This window comes from Streptomyces sp. NPDC045968 (assembly GCF_056430475.1).
This window is the reverse complement of sequence record NZ_JBWKLF010000001.1, coordinates 179,462-202,679: the sequence shown is the minus strand read 5'-3', so window position 1 is coordinate 202,679 and position 23,218 is coordinate 179,462. Positions and strand designations below refer to the sequence as shown.

General features: G+C 71.4%; 18 protein-coding genes. 3 read left to right on the top strand and 15 right to left on the bottom strand.

The genetic code is table 11. The features are described 5' to 3' along the window. Positions 1–188: 188 nt before the first annotated feature. From AC07FA_RS00840 to AC07FA_RS00830, 3 genes are all read right to left on the bottom strand, one after another. The gene (locus AC07FA_RS00840; RefSeq protein ID WP_479072534.1) at positions 189–1,046 is read right to left on the bottom strand and encodes a fumarylacetoacetate hydrolase family protein; all 858 of its coding nucleotides are present in this window, start codon (positions 1,044–1,046) and stop codon (positions 189–191) included. Positions 1,047–1,182: 136 nt separating this feature from the next. Next, entirely contained in the window at positions 1,183–1,953 is a 771-nt protein-coding gene (locus AC07FA_RS00835; protein ID WP_479072533.1) for a YidC/Oxa1 family membrane protein insertase, read from the bottom strand. 117 nt (positions 1,954–2,070) lie between these two features. Further along, complete coding sequence (locus AC07FA_RS00830; RefSeq protein ID WP_479072532.1) at positions 2,071–2,400, bottom strand: DUF6412 domain-containing protein; 330 nt, start codon at positions 2,398–2,400, stop codon at positions 2,071–2,073. A gap of 134 nt (positions 2,401–2,534) precedes the next feature. Between AC07FA_RS00830 and AC07FA_RS00825 the strand changes: the two genes are divergently transcribed. Continuing rightward, entirely contained in the window at positions 2,535–3,554 is a 1,020-nt protein-coding gene (locus AC07FA_RS00825; protein WP_479072531.1) for a LacI family DNA-binding transcriptional regulator, read from the top strand. 41 nt (positions 3,555–3,595) lie between these two features. On the opposite strand, the gene AC07FA_RS00820 is transcribed toward AC07FA_RS00825, so the two are convergent. From AC07FA_RS00820 to AC07FA_RS00805, 4 genes are read right to left on the bottom strand one after another with little or no spacing between them, the layout of a single operon-like run. Next, positions 3,596–4,951, bottom strand: coding sequence for a GH1 family beta-glucosidase (locus AC07FA_RS00820; protein ID WP_479072530.1), 1,356 nt, complete (start codon positions 4,949–4,951; stop codon positions 3,596–3,598). Between the two features lie 56 nt (positions 4,952–5,007). Further along, on the bottom strand, positions 5,008–5,847 hold the full coding sequence (locus tag AC07FA_RS00815) for a carbohydrate ABC transporter permease (RefSeq protein ID WP_479073406.1): 840 nt from the start codon (positions 5,845–5,847) through the stop codon (positions 5,008–5,010). 28 nt (positions 5,848–5,875) lie between these two features. Continuing rightward, entirely contained in the window at positions 5,876–6,874 is a 999-nt protein-coding gene (locus AC07FA_RS00810; RefSeq protein WP_479072529.1) for a carbohydrate ABC transporter permease, read from the bottom strand. A gap of 14 nt (positions 6,875–6,888) precedes the next feature. Next, positions 6,889–8,205: an ABC transporter substrate-binding protein gene (locus AC07FA_RS00805; RefSeq protein WP_479072528.1), complete on the bottom strand. Its 1,317-nt coding sequence runs from the start codon at positions 8,203–8,205 to the stop codon at positions 6,889–6,891. Positions 8,206–8,392: 187 nt separating this feature from the next. Here AC07FA_RS00805 and AC07FA_RS00800 point away from each other — a divergent pair, with 187 nt between their 5' ends. Continuing rightward, a complete protein-coding gene (locus AC07FA_RS00800; RefSeq protein WP_479072527.1) occupies positions 8,393–9,715 on the top strand; it encodes an ROK family transcriptional regulator in 1,323 nt (440 codons plus the stop codon). 55 nt (positions 9,716–9,770) lie between these two features. Here AC07FA_RS00800 and AC07FA_RS00795 read toward each other — a convergent pair whose 3' ends face one another. From AC07FA_RS00795 to AC07FA_RS00765, 7 genes are all read right to left on the bottom strand, one after another. Continuing rightward, the gene (locus tag AC07FA_RS00795) at positions 9,771–12,203 is read right to left on the bottom strand and encodes a beta-glucosidase (protein WP_479072526.1); all 2,433 of its coding nucleotides are present in this window, start codon (positions 12,201–12,203) and stop codon (positions 9,771–9,773) included. Positions 12,204–12,312: 109 nt separating this feature from the next. Next, the gene (locus tag AC07FA_RS00790) at positions 12,313–13,407 is read right to left on the bottom strand and encodes a DUF1996 domain-containing protein (protein WP_479072525.1); all 1,095 of its coding nucleotides are present in this window, start codon (positions 13,405–13,407) and stop codon (positions 12,313–12,315) included. Between the two features lie 36 nt (positions 13,408–13,443). After that, positions 13,444–15,594 carry a discoidin domain-containing protein gene (locus tag AC07FA_RS00785; protein ID WP_479072524.1) on the bottom strand — a complete coding sequence of 717 codons (2,151 nt, stop codon included), beginning with the start codon at positions 15,592–15,594 and terminating at the stop codon, positions 13,444–13,446. A 117-nt stretch (positions 15,595–15,711) separates the two neighbouring features. Then, positions 15,712–17,907 carry a discoidin domain-containing protein gene (locus tag AC07FA_RS00780; protein ID WP_479072523.1) on the bottom strand — a complete coding sequence of 732 codons (2,196 nt, stop codon included), beginning with the start codon at positions 17,905–17,907 and terminating at the stop codon, positions 15,712–15,714. Positions 17,908–18,085: 178 nt separating this feature from the next. Beyond that, the gene (locus AC07FA_RS00775) at positions 18,086–19,594 is read right to left on the bottom strand and encodes a sodium:solute symporter family protein (RefSeq protein ID WP_479072522.1); all 1,509 of its coding nucleotides are present in this window, start codon (positions 19,592–19,594) and stop codon (positions 18,086–18,088) included. Then, the gene (locus AC07FA_RS00770) at positions 19,591–19,749 is read right to left on the bottom strand and encodes a DUF3311 domain-containing protein (protein WP_479073405.1); all 159 of its coding nucleotides are present in this window, start codon (positions 19,747–19,749) and stop codon (positions 19,591–19,593) included. The genes AC07FA_RS00775 and AC07FA_RS00770 overlap by 4 nt, the downstream gene beginning before the upstream one ends. A 68-nt stretch (positions 19,750–19,817) precedes the next feature. After that, positions 19,818–20,612, bottom strand: a complete 795-nt coding sequence (locus AC07FA_RS00765) for a class E sortase (protein ID WP_479072521.1) — start codon at positions 20,610–20,612, stop codon at positions 19,818–19,820. Positions 20,613–20,720: 108 nt separating this feature from the next. Between AC07FA_RS00765 and AC07FA_RS00760 the strand changes: the two genes are divergently transcribed. After that, entirely contained in the window at positions 20,721–21,728 is a 1,008-nt protein-coding gene (locus AC07FA_RS00760; RefSeq protein ID WP_479072520.1) for an SEC-C domain-containing protein, read from the top strand. Position 21,729: 1 nt separating this feature from the next. Here the strand turns inward: AC07FA_RS00760 and AC07FA_RS00755 are convergent, their stop codons facing one another. Beyond that, positions 21,730–23,169, bottom strand: a complete 1,440-nt coding sequence (locus tag AC07FA_RS00755; RefSeq protein ID WP_479072519.1) for an extracellular solute-binding protein — start codon at positions 23,167–23,169, stop codon at positions 21,730–21,732. Between the last annotated feature and the right edge of the window lie 49 nt (positions 23,170–23,218).

Sequence of the window (23,218 nt, the reverse complement as noted above, 5' to 3'; positions counted from 1 at the left end):
GTGGCCCTGTTAAATTGGTCCCACTCCCATACCCCCTTCCCCCCCCCCCCCTCCCCCTTCTTCCTCCCACCCCCCTCCCCACGCAGGGGGGGGGGGGGGGGGGGAACCCCCCCCCCCCCCCCCCCCCCCCCGCCGGCATGCGAAGGGGCCCCCAACCCCTCCGATCTTTCCTCGGTCCGCCGGGGCCGTCAGGCGTCCTTCAGTTCCTGCCGCTGCCGTCCGAGCCCCGCGATCTCCAGCTCGACGACGTCGCCCGCCCGCAGATACGGCTTGGGCTCGGGCTGCCCCATGGCGACCCCGGCCGGGGTGCCGGTGTTGATGACATCGCCCGGGTACAGCGTCATGAAGTGGCTCAGATAGCGGACGACCTCACCCACCGGGAAGATCTGGTCGGCGGTGCTGCCGTCCTGCTTCAGCTCGCCGTTGACCCAGAGCTTCAGCGACAGCGCCTGCGGGTCGGGCACCTCGTCAGCGGTCACCAGCCACGGCCCCAGCGGGTTGAACGTCTCGCAGTTCTTGCCCTTGTCCCAGGTGCCGCCGCGCTCGATCTGGAACTCGCGCTCGGAGACGTCGTGCGCCGTCGCGTACCCGGCCACGTGCGCGAGTCCCTCCTCGGCCGACTCCAGGTAGCGGGCGGTCCGCCCGATGACGACCGCGAGCTCGACCTCCCAGTCGGTCTTGCGGGAGCCTCGCGGCACCAGCACCGTGTCCTCCGGTCCCACGACGGTGTCCGGTGCCTTGAAGAACAGGATCGGTTCCTCCGGGATCGCCGCGCCGGTCTCCGAGGCATGGTCGTGGTAGTTCAGCCCGATGCACACGATCTTGCCGATCCGGGCGAGCGGCGGACCGACCCGCAGCCCGTCCGCGGCCAGCTCGGGCAGCTCGCCCGCCCCGGCCGCCGCCCGTATCCGGGCGAGCGCGGGCGCGTCGGCGAGCAGCCCGCCGTCGATGTCGCCGACGAGGCCCGACAGATCGCGCAGGGTTCCGTCCTGGTCAAGCAGCGCAGGGCGTTCCGCGCCCGCCGTACCGACTCGAAGCAGCTTCAACGGTCCATCTCCCCTTGGTCGAGATCGAGCCCGTCGGTGGTTGCGGCCATCGAATGGGCTTGGTCGATCCTCCAAGACATCGGATCACCCCGCAAGACCCTGTTCACACACTGGACCGGAGCATCGGCCGGACCGATTACGCCGCGGTGGCCATGGCGGCGCCCGGGGCCGTCATGTCGCGGTACAGGAAGGCCCGCTCGATCGCGGTCCAGGTGGTGCTGGTCACGACGTAGAGCGCGGCGGCGAGCGGCACGAAGGCCACGGTGAAGAGCGTCATGAACGACATCAGCGGCATCAGCTTCGTCATCGCGCCCATGCCGGGCACCGGCTGCCCGTCGGGGCCCGTGGCGGGGGTCATGGGGCTGGCGGCCATCTGGCGCTTCGTACGCCCGTAGTTGAACGTGGCGACGGCCGCGACGATCACGAAGAGCGCGAGGTAGACGAGCCCCTGCGCACCGAAGACACCGCCCTCGCCGAGCGCGTCGTGCCAGCGGGCGCCGAGCGGCGCCTCGAAGAGGCGGTGGCTCAGCAGGGCGTTGGGTTCGCCGCCGATCCGCGCGCTGGAGAAGAGGTGGTACAGCAGGAAGAACGCGGGCATCTGGAGCAGGCTCGGCAGGCACCCGGAGAGCGGGGAGACCTTCTCCGCGGCGTGCAGTTCCATAAGCGCCTTCTGCATCCGCTCGGGGTTCTTGCCGTGCTTCTTGCGGAGCGCGGCGATCTGCGGCTGGAGCCTGGTCCGCGCCTTCTGCCCCCGGGCCGCCGCCCGTGACAGGGGGTGCACGGCCAGCCGTACGAGGGCGGTGAACAGGACGATCGCGGCGGCGGTGGACGCCGTCTGGAAGAACGGCTGGAGCAGGTCGGCGAGCGAGCCGACCAGGCTCGCGAAGGCGGACATGAATGCGGACATGGGTGAGCCCTCCGGGGGTCTCGTCGTGCCGGGAGTACGTACGGACTCGGCAGGACGGCCCACGCGGGGTGCACGCAAGTGGCGCTCGTGGTGCGACTTACTGGTGCGGCGAAGCCCCTACGTGGCCGTCAGGAGGGCACGGCCGGGTGCTCGGGGCCTGGTGCGGCCCCGGGCGTCGGGATCGCGCTGGGGCAGGAACGCGGTGCGTTTCTCCCGGTCGCGGATGGCTGTGCGGACCCGGGTGCGAGGCACGGGGGCGGCACAGCGCGCGCTGATGACGGCGGAGGCGAGAAGGGCGGAACCGGCCGCGGCGGTGGCGGCGAGCGCGACCGCGGCGGAGAGGCTGCCGCCTTCGGCGAGGAGGACCTCGGTGAGGAAGAGAACGATCAGGCCGAGGGGCCGGAGCAGCCGGGCGAAGGCACCACGGAGACGGTTCGCGTCACCCATCGGCCTCTCCTTCACCCCAGTCACCACGGTCACGGTCCGGCGGGGCGCGCGCACACGCGTTCGCCCCTCAAGCCGTTATACACGATGCCCCGGCCGGACCCGGCTCCTCCCGCGAGCCCCTTAAGGTTCACACCATGAGCAGACGGGGCCCGACGCTCGAAGACGTCGCGCGGGAGGCGGGGGTGTCCCGGGCGACGGTGTCGCGGGTCGTGAACGGCGTACGCAATGTCGACCCCGGCATCCAGGATCTGGTCCGCCACGCGATCGACCGGACCGGGTACGCCCCCAACCGGGCGGCCAGGGCCCTGGTGACCCGGCGGGCCGGGACCGTGGCCCTCATCGTGTCGGGGGCGGGGGACGCGTTCGCCGCCCGGGTCTTCGCCGACCCCTTCTTCGGGCGGGTCGTCAGCGGGGTCCTGGGATATCTGCGGGCCCACGGTACGCATCCGGTGCTGATGTTCGCCGAGTCGGAGCAGGCCCGGGGGCAGGCGGTCGACTATCTGCGCCAGGGCAGCGCGGACGGTGCGCTGGTGGTCTCCATCCAGGCCGCCGATCCCCTGCCGCAGCTGCTGGCCGCCGCCGGGGTCCCCACCGTTCTCTTCGCCCGCCCGGAGCGGCCGCAGCAGTTCAGTCACGTGGACCTGGACCACTACGCGGGGGCCCGGCTGGCGGCCGAACACCTGCTGGCCAGGGGGTGCCGCAGGATCGCCACGATCCGCGCCCCCCTGGACATCCCGGCCGCCCGCGCCCGGCTCGACGGCTTCCGCGACACCCTGGCCCGGGCCGGACAACACCACCCGCCGGTCGCCGAGGGCATGTTCACCCTCGACAGCGGCGCGGTGGCGATGGCCCGTCTGCTGGCGGAGCACCCCGGCATCGACGGGGTGTTCGCGGCCAACGATCTGATGGCCCAGGGCGCCTGCCAGGTCCTGCGCGAACAGGGCAGGCGCATCCCGCAGGACGTGGCGGTCGTCGGCTTCGACGATTCCAGCATCGCCGTGACGTGCCGGCCGCCGCTGACCACGGTGCGCCAGCCGGTCGAGCGGATGGCGGCCACCATGGCCCAGCTGCTCGAAGAGCACGTACGCGGTGTCCGTACCGAGCCCGCGTCCACGGTGTTCACACCGGAACTGGTGGTCCGCGAGTCCGCCTGACCGGGCCGCCCCGCCCTGCCCGCCCGGTCGGCCCCCGGCTGTCAGCCGTGCGCCTGCCGGTGGGCGCGGATGATCTCGGCGTACCGGTGGCCGCTGCTCTTGATGGTGCGGGTCTGCGTCGGGTAGTCGACGTGGACGAGGCCGAAGCGCGGGTCGTAGCCGTAGGCCCACTCGAAGTTGTCGAGCAGCGACCAGGCGTAGTACCCGGCCAGTGGCGCCCCCTTGCGGACCGCGCGGGCGCAGGCGGCCACGTGCTGTTCCAGGTAGCGGGTCCTTTCGGGGTCGTGGACGGCGCCGTCGGGGCCCGGTGTGTCCGGGAAGGCGGAGCCGTTCTCGGTGACGTAGATCCGGCTGACGCCGTAGTCGTCCGTGAGGCGCATCAGCAGCGCCTCCAGACCGTCGGCGTCGATCTGCCAGTCGAGGCCGGTCCGCGGCACGTCCGGGAGGCGGATCTCCCGGGCGTACGGGGCGGGCCCCTCGGGGTCGTCGGTGACCGTGGCGGGGAAGTAGTAGTTGAGGCCGTGCCAGTCGAGGGGCGCGGCGATGGTGTCGAGGTCACCGGGGCGCTCGGGCAGCTCGACCCCGTACAGCTCGCGCATGTCGGCGGGGAAACCCTTGCCGTACACGGGGTCCAGCCACCAGCGGTTGGTGTGCCCGTCCATGCGGACGGCCGCCGCGATGTCCTCGGAGCGGGTGGAGGCCGCGGCGACCGTCGAGTGGTTGGTGACGAGGCCGATCTGCGCGCCGGGGGCCGCCGCGCGGATCGCCTCGGTGGCGAGGCCGTGGGCGAGCAGCAGGTGGTAGGAGGCCCGGACGGCCGTCGTGAGGTCGGTGATGCCCGGGGCCATCCGGCCTTCGAGGTGGCCGATCCAGGCGGAGCAGAGCGGCTCGTTCAGGGTGGCCCACTGGGTGACCCGGTCGCCGAGGCGTCCGGCGACGGCGGAGGCGTACGCGGCGAGGTGCTCGGCCGTGTCGCGCCGCGCCCAGCCGCCCCGGTCCTGGAGCGCCTGGGGAAGGTCCCAGTGGTAGACGGTGACCGAGGGGGTGATGCCGGCGTCGAGGAGTCCGTCGACGAGGCGGTCGTAGAAGTCGAGTCCGGCGTCGTTGACCGGCCCGTCGCCGCCGGGGAAGACCCGGGGCCAGGCGACGGAGAGGCGGTAGGTGTCGGCGCCGAGCCGCTTCATGAGGGAGATGTCCTCGGGCCACCGGTGGTAGTGGTCGCAGGCCTCGTCGCCGTGGTCACCGTTGCCGGTCTTCCCGGGGGTGTGGGAGAACGTGTCCCAGATGGAGGGGCCTCGGCCGTCCGCCGTGACGGCGCCCTCGATCTGGTAGGCGGAGGTGGCGGTGCCCCAGGCGAAGTCGCGGGGGAAGGCGGCAAGGTCGATGGGTGCGGACACAGAGGACCTCTCTGGGTTGTTCGGGAGGGGAGGCAGGGTCGCGGGGACCGCTGCGGCTACTTGACGGCGCCGGCGGTCAGGCCGGTGACGAGGTAGCGCTGGAGGAGGAGGAATCCGGCGACGACGGGCACGCTCACGACGAGCGAGGCGGCCATGATCTGGTTCCAGTACACGTCGTTCTGGGTGGAGTAGCCCTGGAGGCCGACGGCGAGCGTCCGGGTGGCGTCGTTGGTCATGACGGAGGCGAAGAGCACTTCGCCCCAGGCGGTCATGAACGCGTAGACGGCGACGGCGACGATGCCGGGGATCGCGGCGGGCACGATGACCCGGAACAGCGCCCCGAGCGGCCCGCACCCGTCGACCTTGGCCGCCTCGTCGAGATCCCGGGGTACGGAGTCGAAGTACCCGATGAGCATCCAGATGGAGAACGGCAGCGAGAAGGTGAGGTAGGTGAGGATGAGGCCGGCCCGTGATCCGAAGAGCGCGATGCCGGTGGCGTTGCCGATGTTGACGTAGATGAGGAAGAGCGGCAGCAGGAAGAGGATGCCGGGGAACATCTGGGTCGACAGCACGGTCACGGTGAAGACGCGCTTGCCGCGGAAGCTGTAGCGGCTGACGGCGTAGGCCGCGAAGACGGCGATGATCACGGACAGGACGGTCGCGGAGCCCGCCACGATCAGCGAGTTCATGAAGTAGTCGGCGAGCGGGACGGTCTCCCAGATGTCGAAGTAGGGGCGCACGGTGAGCCCCGAGGGGATCCACTGGAACTTCCCCGAGACGTCCTGGAGCGGCTTGAGGGAGCTGGACACCATCACGAACACCGGGAGCACCACGAACACGGTGAGCAGCGACAGGAAGATCCGCCTGCTCCACAGGAACGACTGCGGGGGTGCCATGGGTGAGCGGGGCCGCTGCCGGGAGTGGCTAGACATCGGTGGCCTTCCTTCCCCGTGAGGTGAAGAGGAGGTAGAGCCCCGTGACGACCAGCAGGAACAGGAGCAGCAGGACCGACATGGCGGAGCCCGTACCGAAGTTCCACGTCTGGAACGAGGACTGGTAGATGTGGATCGAGATCAGGTCCGCCGCCTCGGGCGCCGATTTGCCGAAGAGCACGAACGGCGTGTTGAAGTCGTTGAAGGTCCACAGGAACAGGACGAGGACCAGGACCTGGTTGACCGGGCGCAGCGAGGGCAGCGTGATGCGGCGGATCTGCTGCCAGACGCCGGCCCCGTCGAGGGCGGCGGCCTCGTAGATCTCCCGGGGGATGTTCTGGAGCCCGGCCATCATGATGAGGAAGGCGAACGGCCAGCCCTTCCACACCGCCACGACGAGCAGGGTGACGAAGCTGTTCTCGCCGATCAGCCAGAACGGCGGGCTGTCGGTGAGGCCCAGCTGGTCGTGGATCACGTGGTTGATCAGGCCGTTGTCCCGCTGGAACATGAACGCCCAGGTGATGACCGCCGCGTAGACGGGCAGCGCGTACGGCACGAGGAACAGGGTGCGCAGGAAGCCCCGGCCCCGGAAGCTCTCCTGCATGAAGACCGCGGCGGCCGTGCCGAGGAGCCAGCACAGGGCGACCGAGATCACGGTGAACACGCAGGTGGTGACGAAGGACTTCAGCAGCGCCTCCCCCACGGGGGCGTCGAAGTCGACGGCGAGCGCGTAGTTGTCCGGGCCGGCCCAGGGCGCGGTGGTCCAGTCGCGGATGTAGAACTGCGTGAGTTCCTTGAAGCTGACGACGATGCCGATGACCATCGGCACCAGGTGGACGAGGAGTTCCAGCAGGACGGCGGGAAGCAGCAGCAGGTAGGGCAGGCTGATACGGCGCAGCCGCCCGGAGCGGCGCCTGCGGGGCGCCGCTCCGGGGTTGTCCTTCGGTGCTGTCCGCGCGCCCGTGTGGTCGGGGGCAGCGGTGGTGGTCATGGTGGTGTCCGCACTCACTTCTTGGGCATCTGCTGCTGGGCCTTGTCGAGCTTCGCCCTGACCGAGGCCTCGGTCACCGGGCGTCCGGCGGCGGCGTCGGCGAAGAGCTCCTTGACCGCGGTACCGACGACGGTCTCGAACTGCGACTCCTCGGGGACCTGGGGCAGCGCGGCGGCGCTGGTGGCGAGGGTCTCCCTGAGGACCGAGAGGGCCGGGCCGTTGAACGCGGGGTCCTCCTGGGCGGCCTTGACCGGCGGGATCGAGCCGTACGCCTTGTTGAGGATCGTCTGCTCCTCGTCACCGGTCATGAACTTCACGAACTTCGTGGCGCCGTCGATGTTCTTGGTGTTCTTGAAGACGGCCATGTTGATGCCGGCCACCATGGAGTTGGTGGCGGTGCCCTGGCCCGGCTGTCCGGACTGCACCGGCGCGGGCGCGACGCCCCACTCGTCCTCGCTCATGCCCTGGGACGTGAAGGTGGCGGACGCGGTCTGCCACAGCACCATCGCGGTCTTGTCGGTGGCGAAGTCGCTGAGGGACTGGTTCTGCGCGTACTCGGCGTTGCCGGGCGCGACGATCTTGTCCTTGGCCATCAGGTCGACGTACTGCTTGACGGCGGCGACGGCCCCGTCCGAGGTGAAGTCGGCCTTGCCGTCCGGGGTGAAGAAGTCGGCGCCGTGCTGCTTGCCGAGGACGAAGACCTGGTGGATGTTGTTGGAGAGGTTCGATCCCTCGGCTCCGAGGCCCCACTTGCCGTCCTTGGACAGCTTCTTGCCGGCTGCGGCGACCTCGTCCCAGGTGACGGGCGGCTTCGCTATGCCCGCGTCCGCGAACATCTTCTTGTTGTAGTAGAGCGCGTACGCCATGGAGTAGAGCGGTACGGCCGCGGGGTCCTGGCCCTGGACGCCGGTCGAGCCGAGCGCCGATTCGACGAAGCGGTCCTTGCCGCCGATCTTGTCGAAGTTCTTCGCGTCCCACGGCAGCAGCGCGCCGCTGGCCTGGAGCGAGGCGCTCCACGTGTTGCCGATGTTGAGGACGTCGGGGCCCTGGCCTGACGTGGTCGCCGTGAGGATGCGGTTGAGCAGGTCGCCCCAGGGCACCACCTCCAGCTTCACCTTGATGCCGGTCTCCTTCTCGAACTTGTCGAGTTCCGGCTGGAGGACCTTCTTGTCGACTTCGAGGCTGGCACCCTGGTTGGACGCCCAGTAGGTGAGGGTCTTGGGCTGCTCGTTGGAGCCCCCCGCACCGGACGATCCGCCGCCACAGGCAGCCGCGGTGAGTACGAGCGAGAGGGTGACGGCACCGACGGCCGCGGCTCGGCTTCTGCGCATGACGACAGGGGCCTTTCGGGAAGTGGCGGGGCCGTGGGGGAATGAAGGCCGGAGCAGCGCCCCGCGTTCGGACCCTGAAGGCCCCCACGACTTAATTTAGGATGTGAGTTAAACCTCAAGCGAAGGTCGCGTCAAGGGTCTTGGCACCTGTAGGTTGCGGGTAGGAACTTCAGGAAGAGGGGGCAGGGTGAAAGTGCGCAGTGGCCGTACGGTGCGTGACCTGCGGCGGGAAAACCGCACCGCCGTTCTGCAACGGTTGTATTTCGACGGGCCCCTGAGCCGCTTCTCGCTCGGTCCCGCCACCGGCCTCAGCTCCGGCTCGGTCAGCAACGTGGTGGCGGAGCTGGTCGCGGAAGGGCTCGTGGAGGAGGCCGGGAGCGTCGACTCCGGCGGCGGGCGCCCGCGCATCCTGGTGCGCATCAGCCCCCGCTGCGGATACATGATCGGCGTCGACGTCGGGGAGACCCGCGTACGCATCGAACTCTTCGACCTGGCCCTCACCGAGCTCGCCAGGGTCGAGAAGCCCCTCACCGGCGACCGCGTCGGCCGCAACACCCGTTACGACGTCGGTGTCGTCGTCGGCCACCTCCTCGACGGCATCGCCGAGGTCCTGGACCGGGCGGACATCCCCGTGGACCGGCTGCTCGGCGTCGGTATCGGGGTGCCCGGCATCGTCGCGCGGACCCCCGAGGACGGTGCCGTGGTGCACGGCCAGACCATCGGCTGGGACGCCGTGCCGCTGGAGCGGCTGCTGCGCGAGTCCGGGGTGCTGCCCGAGACCGTGCCGTACTACATCGACAACGGCGCCAAGACGCTCGGCCAGGCCGAGATGTGGTTCGGGGCCGGCCGCGGCGCCCAGAGCGCGGTGGTCGTGCTCTTCGGTTCAGGCGTCGGTGCCTGCGTGGTCTCCGACTCCCTGCGCCCGGGCCGGGCCGTGGAGTGGGGGCACCTGACCGTACGGGTCCGGGGCCGCCGTTGCCGTTGCGGAGCCCAGGGCTGTCTTGAGGCGTACGCGGGAGCCGAGGCGCTCCTCCAGCGCTGGGCGGAGGCGGGCGGGCGCCCGCCCGAGGGCGCGGACGAGGAGACGGCGCTGACCGCGATGCTCGCCGCCGCCTACCCCGGCGCGGACGCCGGGGGCACCGAGCCCGAGGCGGACGCCACGGCGCTGGCCGTACTGGAGGAGACCGCGGAGTACCTGGGCGCGGGCTTCTCCGACCTCATCAACCTCTTCCAGCCCGAGCGGATTCTCGTCGGCGGCTGGGCGGGGCTCCAGCTCGGCGCGCGCTTCCTGGAATCCGTACGGACCCACGCCACGTCGTACGCCCTGTCGTACCCGGCCTCCCATGTGCGCATCGACCTCGGCACCCTGGGACCGGACGCCGTCACCGTCGGCGCGGCGATCCTGCCGCTCGCGGACTTCTTCGCACGCGGCGGCCGCGCGCAGGAGACCGGCCCGGAGGAACCGGCCCCCGCCTGGCAGGCCACCCTCCAGCAGCGGGCGGCGCACTGAGTGCGGCGAGGGGCGGCCCGCGCCGTACGCACGGCCCGCACGCGAATCCCTCGCGTCACGGCCCGGCGACCGTGACCGTCCCCTCCCACCGGAGATCCCCGGCCGACCGTCCGGCCATCACCCGGTACGGGCCCGGCTCCACGGACCAGGCCCCTGCGTCCGGGCACCAGTGCCGCAGCGCACGGGCCGCCACCTCCACCTCCGCGGTCGCCGTCCGCCCCGGAGCCGCGCGCACGGCCGCGTAACCGGCGAACCAGCGCACGGGCCGCTCGACCACGGACCCCGGACGCGCCAGATAGACCTGCACCACCTCGCGCCCCGCCCGCGCCCCGGTGTTGCGCAGCCGGACGCGCACCGTGAACGGGGCGTCCCGCTCCACCGTGTCCGGCGCCTCCACGGCCTCGTACTCCCAGCTCGTGTAACCGAGACCGTGGCCGAACCAGTAGGCGGGCTCCCGCCCCGCGCGCAGCCAGGCCCGGTGGCCGATGTGGAGACCTTCCGGGTAGGCCAGCCGGCCACCGGCCGGGCGTACTCCCGTGACGGGCGCGTCCGCGAGGCGGGCCGCCCAGGTGGTGGGGAGCCGGCCGCCCGGCTCGGTGATCCCGAACAGGACGTCGGCGAGCCCGGCCCCGCCCTCCTGGCCCGGGAACCAGGTGAGCAGCACCGCACCGGCCTCCTCGCGCCACGGCAGTTCGACCGGGCCCCCGCTGTTGACGACCACGACGGTACGGGGGTTGGCGGCGGCCACCGCCCGTACGAGCGCGTCCTGATGGCCGCCCAGGGCCAGCGTGCCGCGGTCGTATCCCTCGGTCTCGCTGTGCTCGGTGGTGCCGACGACCACGATCGCGGCGTCCGCGTCACGGGCGGCCGCCACCGCGGCGGCGAGGGCGGTCCCGGCGTCCGGCTCCGGCGGCGACGCGGCCAGGACCGTGGCCCGCCCGCTTCCGGGGACCAACTCGCGCCGCGCGACCAGGTGGACGGGCCGGACGGAGTCCAGGGTCACCCGTACGGTGTGGACGGGCGGGTTCACGTGGACGACGGCCGGGTCGTCCGTCAGCCGGGGGAACTCCCCGTCCAGGACCGTCCGTCCGTCCACGGCGAGGGACATCCGGCCGAAGCCGCCGACGCCGAACGTCCACTCCCCCGCCCCCTGCGGGCGCAGCAGCGCACCGATCTCCACCGTGTGCGCCCCCGGCACCTCCTCCGGTTCCAACTGCCTCCCCGACAGGCGGCGTTCCGCGTACAGCTCCCCGCCCGACGCGTCCAGCACCCGCAGCAGGACACCCGGCTCCCCGGACCGCGGGTCCTCGCACCGGGTGTGGTCCAGCGGGGCGGGCGGCACACCGAGCGACGGGCCGGGCACATGCACCACCCGGGCCCGGCCGCGCAGCCGGGCCCGGATGCCGGCGAGGGGAGTGACCACGGCGGAGGGGAAGACACCCGCGCTGCCGCCGCCCTGGGAGCGGGGCGCGGCCGCGTGCGCCCCGATGACGGCGACGCCCGACAGCGCGTCGGCGTCCAGCGGCAGGACCGCGCGGTTGCTCAGCAGCACCGATCCGGCGGCCACGGCGCGCCGCAGCAGCGCCCGGCTGTCGCGCGAGCCCCGCACCTGCGCCCTGCGCGGCAGGGGCGGACCCAGCGCCCCGACGCGCCCCGCGAGCCGCAGCAGGCGCCGCACCTTGTCGTCGACGGCCGCCTCGGGGACCAGCCCGTCCTTCACGGCGCGGACCAGGGAGGCGCCCCACGGGCTGACCGGCCCCGGCATCGCGAGGTCGAGCGCGGCGCGGCCCGGTGCTTCGGTGGACCGGACGGCGCCCCAGTCCGACACGACGACCCCGTCGAAGTCCCACTCCTCCTTGAGCGGCCGCGCGAGGAGCTCGCCGGCCGTCATGGTCGTCCCGTTGACGGCGTTGTAACCGGCCATGACCAGCCACACACCGGCGTCGACCGCGGCCTCGAAGGGGGCGAGGTAGACCTCGCGGAGCACCCGCTCGGCGACCCGGACGTCGACGGTGAGCCGTTCGGTCTCGGAGTCGTTGGCCACGTAGTGCTTGGCGGTGGCGGCGACGCCCCGGGCCTGGATGCCCCGGATCAGTGCCGCGCCCGTACGGCCGGTCAGTTCCGGGTCCTCGGAGAAGCACTCGAAGTGCCGGCCGCCCAGCGGGGAACGGTGCAGGTTGAGCGTGGGAGCGAGCACCACGTCGACCCCCTTGCGGACCGCCTCGGAGGCGAGCAGCCCGCCCAGTTCCTCGGTCAGTTCCTCGTCCCACAGGGCGCCGACGGCGGAGGCCGAGGGCAGCAGCGCGGAGGTGCGCCGCTCGTCCCAGGCCTCGCCGCGCACTCCGGCCGGCCCGTCGGACATCACCATCTCCCGGAGCCCGACCGCGCCTTCGGCCGCGGTGCGCCAGGTCGTGGCACCGGTGAGCAGGCGCACCTTCGCCGTCAGGTCCAGCCGGCCGATGAGCCCGTCGAGCGTCTCGTCATTCATAGCCACCACCCGTTTCGCGTAAGAACGTCTCGCACAAGAAGGGCCCGGCCGCCCCCCGCTCTCCTTGGGTGGAGGGCGGGGGACGACCGGGCACGACAGCCCGTACCGGTCAGGGCAGCTGGTACTCCGAGTTCAGTACCGCGCCCTTCTGCGGCTGGTTCTGGTCGTAACCGCGCGGGTCGCACTGGAGGCCGCCCACGATGCAGTGGTCGACCATGGCCTTGAGGGTGCGCTCCTCCCACGCGTTGAAGAAGTCGTAGTGGAAGGAGTAGCCGCGTCCGCTGGCCAGGCGGACCTGGCTCATGTCGCCGTTGACCGGCCACGCCATCTTGAACTCGACCATCGGCAGGGCGACCGGGTGAGAGGCCGGGCACATGTTGTCGTTGGTGCCGGGCCTGACGACCGGGTAGCTCATGTGGCTCTGGTGGTCGGGGGTGTCGAGGTACCTGCCGTCCCAGCAGCTGGGCGCCTGCATCCGCAGGTTGAGCTGCACGTCGGGCCGGCTCGGACAGCTCGCCGGGATGTCGGTGTTGAAGAAGCTGTCACCGCACTCCCAGCCCTCGACGAAGCCCTTGTGGGCACGGAACTGCTGGGCGGTCTGCATGGGGTTGCCGACGACGAACCGCAGGCCCTTGGGGAAGGGCCGCACGCTGGTGTAGTCGGTGACGCCCGCCTTGTAGTAGATGACCTGCGGTCCTACGGGCAGGATCTTCTGCTCGCCCTTGTACAGCGAGGGCATCCAGTACGCGGAGGCGTCGGCCGGCGCCTTGCAGGTGGTGGCGCCGCCGTAGAGCGAGCCGGTGGTGCTGTTCGCGTTCGTCGACCTGTTCCCCATGAACGTGTGGTCGTGGGACTTCCCCGGCTGGCCCGGGTAGACGATCGGGTCGTCCTGTGCGGTGTGCGTGACCGCGCAGTTGGCCTGGAACTCGTGGAAGTAGGCGCGCGGAGGAGTCGCCGTGGACGGAGTCACCCCGGTGACCTGCGGCACGGCCGGTATGTAGCCGTCCCCGTCGGCGTCGTCACCCGCTGCCTGGCTGGACACCGCCATGGTGTGCCCGGTGTGCGCCGCGGCCGTCGTGCTCGTACGCGCGCCCGGGCCGCTGCCCGGATCGGCTGCGGTCGCGATCGTGCCGATGCCGAGGACGCTCGCGACGAGCGCGGTGCCGAGGAGAAGTGCGGGGAGCCGTTTCGTACGTAATCTCATGGGAGGTTCTCCTGCCTTTCGGTCGGGTTGTTCGCGTCAGCCGTAGACACCGAACTCGTGGAGGGAGTAGCCCCAGCCGGTGCCGCGTGCGGTGAGGTGGAGCCGTACGTGGCGGGCCGTCTCGTTCAGTGCGATCGTGTCCACGTCACCGTTGCCGGTCGTCGTGGTGTGGACCGTCCGCCAGGTGGTGCCGTCGTCCGAGACCCGGACCTCGTAGGCCTTCGCGTACGCCGGGTCCCAGACGAGCTGGAGGGTCCGTACCGGGACGCGTGCGCCCAGGTCGACCGAGATCCACTGCGGGTCGCTCCAGTCGCTGGCCCACCGGGTGCCGGTGTCGCCGTCGGTGGCCTTCGAGGCGGGGCACGGGCAGTCGCCGTACGACGCCTGCGCGCTGGAGGCGGTGGTGGGCTTGTTCAGGGCCACGTTGGTGCCGGTCATCGGCGGGGCGACGACCTTCACCGACCTGGTCTCGATGCCCGCGTTGCCGCGGCCGTCCTCGGCCTGGATGTAGACCTTCCACACCCCGAGCTTCTCGGGCGCGGTGACCGCGAAGGTGCCGTTGCCGGTGGACCTCCACCGGGCCTCGACCAGCCGCTTGTCGCCACTGGCGTAGTTCCCGCTGAGGAAGATCTTGTACGTGACCTGGTCGTTGTCCGGGTCGGCGACGTTCGCGCGGACCGTGAACTCCTGGCCCGCCGGGGCGGACCCGGCCGGCGTGACCGTCATGTCGCTGATCACCGGCGGGAGGTTGTCTCCGGCGTTCGTGCCCGTGTACGCCTTCTTCACGGCGTAGTACGACAGCCGCTTCAGCCCGTCGGGCAGCAGGTTGAACCAGACACCGCCGAAGTCGTGCTCGGTGCCGTAGTGGAAGAGCGTGGCACCCAGGGCGACGCCCCGGTGGCCGGTCGTGCAGTCCCACGCCTTGGTGTAGCCGTCGCGCTTCTGCACGTCGGTGGGCTCGGCCGGGACGCCGTTGGCGTCGTCCGGGACCTCCCACTCACCCGCCGGGCCGGTCTCGGTGATGATGTAGGGCTTGGTGTAACCGCCCTCCACCCAGTCGTCCTTGACGCCGCACACGTCGCCGTAGGCGTTCATCGAGTACAGGTCGAGGTCGGGCGCGTTGCGCTTGTAGTACGGCCAGGCACCGGTCCAGGCATCGGTCGAGGTGACCGGGTGGTCCGGGTCGATCGTGTGGATCTTCTTCGCGACGTCGTTGACGAAGGTGGTGTACGCGTTGCGCTGCGCTTCGAGTTCGGTGCCGCTGTAGCAGTTCTGGAGCCCGAGGACCGACTCGTTGCCGACGTTCCACATGAGGGTCGCGGGGTGGCTCCGGTAGGCCTCCACCCACTTCGCGATCTCGGTGAGCATGGTGTTCTTGTACGCCGTGTCGGTGACGTAGTTGGCGCAGCCTCCGCTGCCGGGGCCGCCGCCGGGCTGGAGCCAGAAGCCGTTGACGATACGGAGACCGTTCGCCGCGGCGGAGTCGAGGAGCGGCTTGGTCCCGGCGTCCGTGCCCCAGGTACGGATGGTGTTGACGCCCATCGACCGGACGTCGGGGAGGTACTTGGGAGCGTCGGCGATGGCCGGGCCCCAGGTCAGGCCCTTGACGGTGTACGGCTGTCCGCCGACGGTGAGCTGCCAGTTCCCCTGGGAACCGGTCACGCGCACGGCGCCGCCGGTGGGCGGCGGGGTGGTGCCCTCGCTGCCGTAGACCTGGAACTCCCACAGGGAGTAGCCGTAACCGCCCGCGCGGGTGGTGCCGAGCATCCGTACGTAGCGGCCGGAGGCGGTGAGGGCGAGGTCGTCGGTGCCGCCGTCGGAGTCGGTGACCTTCCTGGCGGTGGTCCAGTCGGTGCCGTTGTCCGAGACCTGGATCTCGTACGCCTTGCCGTAGGCGCCCTCCCAGCTGAGGACGACCCGGCTGAGGCCGGCCTTCTTGCCCAGGTCGACCTGTATCCACTGGGGGTCGGACCACTGGCTGGCCCAGCGGGTGCCGGTGAGGTTGCCGTCGACGGCGAGGGCGGCGGAGTAGCCGTCGCCCTCCGAGGAGGAGGCGGTGGCTGTCTTGCCCTGGGAGAGGAGCGGGTCGGCCGCCTGTGCCGTGGAGGGCTGGGCGACGACCGTCAGGGAGGTGGCGAGCAGGGCGGCGAGGGTGAGTGTGAGGGCGGGTCTGCGCAGGGAGAGCATGGCGGCTCCAGTGGGGCGGGGGGGGTGGTGGGGGTGGCCGCCGCCGGGGAGGGCGGCGGCCACCCGGGAAGGGGGATCAGCGCGAGGGCAGGACCCCGGCCGTCAGAGGCCCGTCCCTCAGGGGAAGGAGACGAGGTTGGACGGCACGGTCGTGGTGCCGGCCGGGACCGTCGACGCCCCGGTGTTGTTGATCACGTGGTTGTAATGGCCCATCCCGCCGAGCGAGACGACGAGCAGGCTGTGGAACTTCACGCCGGGCTTCACCGGGGCCTTGAAGCCGTGGTCCTGGCGGATGCCGGGATCGACGTTGTAGTTGCAGTAGCTGCCCAGGCCCCAGCCCTCGTGGACGTTCACCGAGTCGTCGACGCGGTAGGCCGCGTAGCCCTTGGTGTCGCCGTTCTGGATGGCGGCCTGGTTGGGCGCGTCGTACGCCTTCTCGTTCTGGTAGAAGATCGTGCGGCCGCGCTCGCCGTACCACTCGACGTCGTACTTGTTGAAGTGCTCGACGAACAGACCGGTGGCCAGCACGTCGTCGCCGTACACCCGCACCCCGTAGTCGGCGCGGTTGGTCTCCCAGCCGACGCCCTCGCCGTGGTCGGCGCGCCAGACCCAGGTGTGGTCGATGATCGCGTCGTCACTGTTGACGACGATCGACGTGGTGGCCTTGCCGGCACCCGCGCCGCCGACGCGGACGTAGACGTCCTGCACGGTGGTCGGGTTGGCGGCGTGGTCCGCGGAGGAGTTCTGCGGGCCGAGCTCCAGCAGGGTCGGGGAGTTGACCGGACCGGCGTCGACGAGGAAGCCGGCCAGCCTGACGCCGTCGACGTCGGCGACCTTCATCGCGGTCACACCGCCGTCGGGGATGATCGTCGCCAGGCCGAGGCCGAGGACGACCGTGTCGGCGCGGTTCACGTTGATCGTCTGGTCGACGTGGTAGACGCCGGGGGTGAACAGCAGGTGCAGGCCCTGGGCCAGCGCCTGGTTGATGGTGGCCGCGGTCGCGCCGGGCTTGACGACGTAGAACTTGTCCAGGCCGATCGAGGTGCCCTGCGGCGTGCCGTTCCAGGAGACGCCCCGCGCGTTGGTGCGCTTGGCGGGGACGAAGACCTTGTACGTGGAGCCGTCGAGGTACAGGAACGGCTTCTCGCGTGAGATCGGCGTGGTGTCGAGCGTGGTGTACGGCGGGTTCGGGAAGCCGGTCGCCGGGGCGCCCTCGACGCCGGAGAACGTCATGTTCCAGACGCCGTTGGTCCAGCCGCCGACCGAGCTGTCGCGGGTGTACCACTGCTGCTGCGAGTACGGACCGACCGTGCCGTCGATCTTGCTGTCCGCGATGTACCCGCCGGACGCCCAGCCGTAGCCCGCCGGGGCCAGGTTGAGGCCGCCCTTGACGTGCATGCGGCGGAAGGAGGCGGCCTGGGAGACGGCCCAGCGGTTGGTGCCGCTGACCGGGTTCAGGGCCAGGTTCTCCGCCGAACGCCAGAAGTTCTGGGTGGCGTTGCCGTTGAACCAGCCTGCGTCGACGGTCACGTCACCGTTGATGGTGGTGTCGTCGGGCTTGAGGCCGAGACCGGCGATGGAGGTGTAGAAGCCGATCTGGGCGTTGAGGTTGTTGTACGTGCCCGGCTTGAAGAAGAAGGCATGGCGGCCGTTGCCGAACTGCGCCGACTCCTGCTGCTGGAAGACCTCGTCCAGCTTGGTCTGGATGCCGGGCGTCGACGGGTCGAAGACGTGCACGTTGGGGCCGAGGTCGCCGCCGCCGGGCAGCTGCGGGCCGCCGGTACCGCTCTCGCCGTACACCTTGAACTCCCAGAGCGAGTAGCCGTACTGGGTGCCGCGCGCGGTGCCGTACATCCGGATGTACCGGGCCTCGCCCGTGATGTTGACGGTGTCCGTGCCGCCGTCGCCGGTGGTGGTCTGGTAGGCGGTCGACCAGTCGGTGCCGTTGGTGGAGAGCTCGATGCGGTAGCCCTTGCCGTACGCCGCCTCCCAGTCCAGGACGACCTGGCTGACCTGGGTGGTCGCGCCGAGGTCGACGCGGAGCCACTGCGGGTCGGAGTGGGCGCTGGACCAGCGGGTGCCGCCGTTGCCGTCGACGGCGGAGGCGGCGAGGGTGCCGTAGTTCTCCTCGCTGGACGCCGTCACCGGCTTGCCCTGCGACAGGAGGACGGGTGCCGCCTGGGCGGCGGAGGCGGGAAGCAGGACGAGCAGGGTGCCGACCAGCGCGCCGATGACGGCGCCGGCGATGCCTCGGCGAGCGGTTCTGACGGCTCTTCGTGGTGGTGCGGCCACACGTGTGCCGGGTGCGGGCATGGGGGGGTCTCCTTGGAAACAAGACTGGATGGGAGAGCGCTCTCCGGAACCTTGCCCGCCCCCGTTCGCACGGTCAATAACTCCGACCGGACTTTTCTTTCGTCTTTCATTAAGACGCAACATGTGGGTGGGACACTCACGCGCCACCCGCGTGGGGCACCGCGCGGAGACCCCCTGGTCACCCCGCCCGCTCCGCCGCGACCCCCACCTCGTCCCGTGCCAGGACCTCCGCGTCCGGCCGCTCGTCGGCATCCCGCGCCCCCGAGAACGTCACCACCAGCGCGACGGCCAGATTCACCCCGAGCGCCACGAGCCCCGCGTTCACGCCCCACACGGGGTCGTTGCCGGTGAACACCAGCACGCACACCACGGCCACGCCTGCCGCCAGCCCGCTGAACGCCCCCAGGAAGGTCAGCCGCCGCCACACCAGCGCGAGCAGCACCATGGGGAGGAGCTGCGCCATCCCCTCGTACGAGATGAGCGAGAGCCGTACGAGGGTGTTGGGTGCCGTGTAGGTGAGGAGCAGCGCGAAGCCTCCCGCCGCCACGACGACCACCTGGGCCGCGGCCTTCTGCCGGTGGTGCAGGCGCGGTACGAGCGAGAGCACGCTGCGCCCCCACATCGTGCCGATCACCAGCATGAAGACGGCCATCGGCACGATCGAGGAGAGCGCGGCGGCGACCCCCACGAACCCCACGGCCCACGCCGGCAGCGAGTCCACGACCAGCGTGAAGAGCGCGAGATTCGACTCGGCGCCGACCAGTCCGGGCACCACGAACAGGGCCGCCATCCCGAGCAGCATCGGCACGAACAGCAGGACGTTGTACGCGGGCAGCCACATCGCGTTGCGCCGCAGCGCGTCCGCGTTCCGCGCCCCGAGGTATCCGGCGACGGTCGTCGGGAAGATCACCACGGTCAGGGAGTTGAGGAACGACGTGCTGATGAACCAGAGCTCCCCGAGCCCGCTCCCGCCCGGCCCGCCGCCCCCGTGCCCGGGGAACGTCAGCCACTCGCTCTTCTCCGTGACGAGCCGGTCGAGAAAGGCCCCGTACCCGTCGAAGTAGTGCAGCGGCACATAGACCGCCAGGAACCCGAGCGTCACGATGACGAGCACGTCCTTCAGCACCGACACCCAGGCGCTGCCGCGCAGCCCGCTGACCACGACGAACCCGGTGGTGACGGCGAAGGCGAGGAAGTAGGCCCAGTTCAGACTGATCGCCCCGTACGAGATCGTCGAGACGACGACGCCCATACCCGTGATCTGGAGCTGGATGTACGGGAGCAGGAACGCGGTCGCGAGCACCGCGACCACCGCCCCCAGCCAGGGCCGGCCGAAGCGGTGGGCCACGATGTCCGTGATCCCGACGAGGCCGTGCCGGTGCGCGTACGCCCAGAGCATCGGCCCGACGACGTACCCGATGGCGTACCCGCAGGACATGTACGCGACCACATAGAGGACGGGCGCCCCGTAGTTGTACCCCCAGCCCGCGGCCCCCAGGTAGCTGAAGCTGGTGTAGCCCTCGCCGGCCATCAGCACCCAGATGAACACGGCCCCGAGACTGCGCCCGCCGACCGACCACTCGGCGAGCCCGCCCGAGCCGCCGCGCCCCCGCACGGCGAGCAGTCCGAGCGCGACGGTCGCCACCATGAAGACCCCGAAGACGGAGGTCGCGACCAGCGCGTTCACCGGCGGTCCGCCCGCCGGGCCAGCCACACCGCGACGGGGGTCAGGAGGGTCGCCCCGAGCATCCACACGAACAGGAACGGCATCCCGAACACGACGGGACGGACCCGGTTCACGAAAGGAACCGCCGCGAGATAGAGCACATAGGGGACCAGCAACCACAACAACTGAGGACGTCGTCCAGGGAATCCGAGCACGTCAGGGACGCTACCCCCGTCCCGTGCGGCTACCTCGGACGCATCGCGCTCAGCCTGCCCCAGACGATCAGCCGGTACCGGGAGGTGAACTCGGGCGTACAGGTCGTGAGCGTCAAGTAGTACCCCGGCGCGCTGTACCCGGCGGACGTCCGCACGTTGCTGCGCGGCACTGCGGCGATGACCCCGCTGTCGGAGGGCGATGTCCGGGCGAGGCTCTTGTCGACGGTGTACGTGTAGACGGCGTCCCGGGTCTCGACGGTGATCCGGTCCCCGCGCCGCAGCCGGTCGATGCGGCGGAAGGGCTCGCCATGGGTGTTGCGGTGCCCGGCCACCGCGAAGTTGCCCGCCCGCCCCGGCTGCGCGGTCCGGGGGTAGTGGCCGACGTACCCCTTGTCGAGGACCCCGCGCTTGCCGATGCCCTGGGCGACGGGCGCGGTGAGGCCCAGGCGCGGGATGCGGAGGACCGCGTACGCCTGGTCCCAGCGGGGGGCCTCGGGGGTGGCGGCACGACTCGGAGCCGGGCGCTCCGGCTCCTGCTCACCCGGCCCGCTCCGCCCGTCCTGTCCGCCCTCACCGCCCTCCGGCGGTTCACCGGCGGGCGCACCCGCGGCGGGGCCCCGCCCCCAGTCCCGCTGGAGGGCCCTCACCTCGCGCTCCGCGCCTTCGCGGGCCTGCCGGTTGGTCCACCACAGCTGATGCGCGACGAGGAGCAGGAGCACGACGCCGAGCGTCACCACCAGTTCGGCACCCGTCCACAGGCCACGCACAGCGGCCCGCCGGCCCGGCGAGTTCCGCTGCACCACCACAGGTATCCGCTCCCGCACGGCCCGCACGATAGGGGGAATCCCGGTAACCCACCAGAGATGTGTCGTCACCCACGCCCATCGACCGGCTCTCTCCCCAAGCACCCGTACGGCAGTACCGTGTGGTCCATGCGCCCCGACACGCCTGCCGACCACATCACCGAAGCCGAGCGCCTGCTGCGCACCGCGGCGCAGTACCCCGAGGACCACGAACCGCTGTTCCTCCAGGCCGCGGCCCATCTGGAACTCGCCGGCGACCGCGCCCGCGCCACCACCCTCTACGACGAACTGCTCAGCGCACCCGCCACCGACCTCGGCAACCCGCATCTGGTCAAAGCTCTCAAAGCGGCCAATCTGTGGGAGTACGGGCACGAGGCCGAGGCCCGCGCGATCATCGACGGAATCCGCGTCGCGGGCCCGCTCCAGGCGGCTCCGTGGGAGATCGTCGCCGGCACCCTCGAAGCCCACGACGAGCTGGAGGCGGCCCACGACTTCCTCCAGACCGCGCTGACGCTGCTCCTGGCGCCGGGCGAGGAAGTGCCGTACGCCACCCAGTCGCTGCTGACCGGCCGCCATCGCGTACGCAGGCTGATGGGCCTCGGCCACGACGCCTGGGACGAACTGGCCGACGCCCTCAGCACGGCGAACGTCCCGCTCGACGAACTCCACGACCCGAAGCGCCTGTGGTCCCTCGGCTCCTCGGACCCGGGTGAGCTGAAGGCCGAGATCACCCGGCTCCGCGCCGAACTGGGCACCTACCGGGCGGCGTTGTCGCGGCCGTTCCCGGTGGCGGTCCTGCACTGGCCGGAAGCCGAACTGACCGAACTGCTCGGCGCCTACCCGGCCCTGGCCGACGAGTACCCCACCCACCCCGAGCACCTGGCCCGCCTGGAGGCCGCGCTGCGCGACCTGCACGCGGGGGGCACACCGAACCTCGGCATCGTCGCGGGCACGGTCCCCTCGTACGAGGCGTTCGCCGCCTCGGAGGCCGCGTCCCCGGCCGATCCGGACCTGCTCCCCCAGTACGCCACGACCCTCGCCGCCCGGGGCCGCGCGATCCCGTGGCCGCCGGCGCGCAGTGCCGCGTGCTGGTGCGGTTCGGAGCGGGCCTACCGGGAGTGCCACGGGGCCGCGTGAGTCACCTGCCCTCGAAGGCGTCCCTCAGGGCGCGGTGGAGATCGGCGGCGGCCTTGTCGCTGTCCGGCGACTCGGCGGTCAGCAGCGCGTGCACGTGCCACTGCAACACCCGGGTGAACGCCCCGTAGTACGGCGTACGGGGCCGCTGCACCGCGTCGTTCAGCACCTCGCTCAGCGTCCGGGTGTACGCGTCCCGCGCCGACGCCGCCTGGTCCTTCGCGCCGCTCTCCCCGACCGGGGAGGGCGGCGCTGACGACGGGCCGCCGGTGGCCGGGGGCGCGCCCTCGGCAGGGCGGAGCGCGGCGGTGACCCGGGGCCAGCAGGGCCTGGACTTCCCGTTGTACGCGGAGGCCCTGGTCGCGGCGAAGCCCGCGTCGAGCAGGCAGCGTTCGCTCTCCTGCGAGGTCAGGAACTCGATGAGGGCACGGGCGTTCCGGGCGCGCGGGGAATCGGCGGTGACGGCGAGATTCTGTCCGCCCAGCACGGAGGTGCCGGGGAGCCGGCTCACGGAGTACGCGTCGGGCGGCAGCAGATTCCGCAACGCGCCGTACACGTACGGCCAGTGGCGCAGGAAGGCGACCCGCCCGGCCGCGAAATCGGCCAGGGTCGCCGTCTCGTCCGAGGAGACCGCGGTGGGCAGGATGCGCTCGTGGTGGGCCCGTTCGAGGAGTTCGTCGAGGCCGCGCTTGAGGTCGGCCTCGCTCGCCGTGTAGGTGCCCTCCTCGTCGGCGAGCTCGACGCCCACGCTGGCGAACGCCTCGACGGTGTTGACGGTGAGTCCCTCGTACTGCTTGAGCTGCGTGGTCCAGCCCGCCTGGCCGTCCCCCCGGCCGGGGCTGAGCGCGAGTGTCTTGATGGAGGCGTTGAGGTCGACCCACTTCCACTTGAGGGTGGGCTGGCGGCTGGGCTGGATTCCGGCGTCCTCCAGCAGGTCGGGGCGGTAGTAGAGCAGGCCCACGTCGGTGTTGAAGGCCCGCGCGTAGGAGCGGCCCTTCCAGAGGGTGGTCCGGTGGACCCGGTTGATGAGGTCGAGGTCGACGGCCCCGTCGTCGGGCATCGGCCGGATCAGTCCGGCTTCGGCGAACTCGGGAATCCAGGTGATGTCGAGGTTCACCACGTCGTAGCCGGCGCTTCCGGACTGCAACGCGCCGAGCAGCTGGCTGCGCTGCTGGTCGGCGCCGCCCGGCAGTTCGACGAGCTTGGCCTGCTCGGCCTTCTTCCCGGCGTGCTGGCGGTTCCACTCCTCTATGAGCCGCTGCCGCACCCCGCCGGAGCCGGTGACATCGAGTCCGCTGGCGACGACGATCGGGCCCTGGGCTGCCGCCTTGTCGTCCTGCTCCGGCTGGGGCGCGCCGTCGGACCCGCCCGAACAGGCCGCCGAGGAGACGGCGAGGAGAGAGCCGAGCACGGCGGCGAGCAGGACGCGACGACGCGCCCCCACCGGGCACCCGCGACGACTCCCACCGTCCCTGCCACGCCCACTCCCGCTC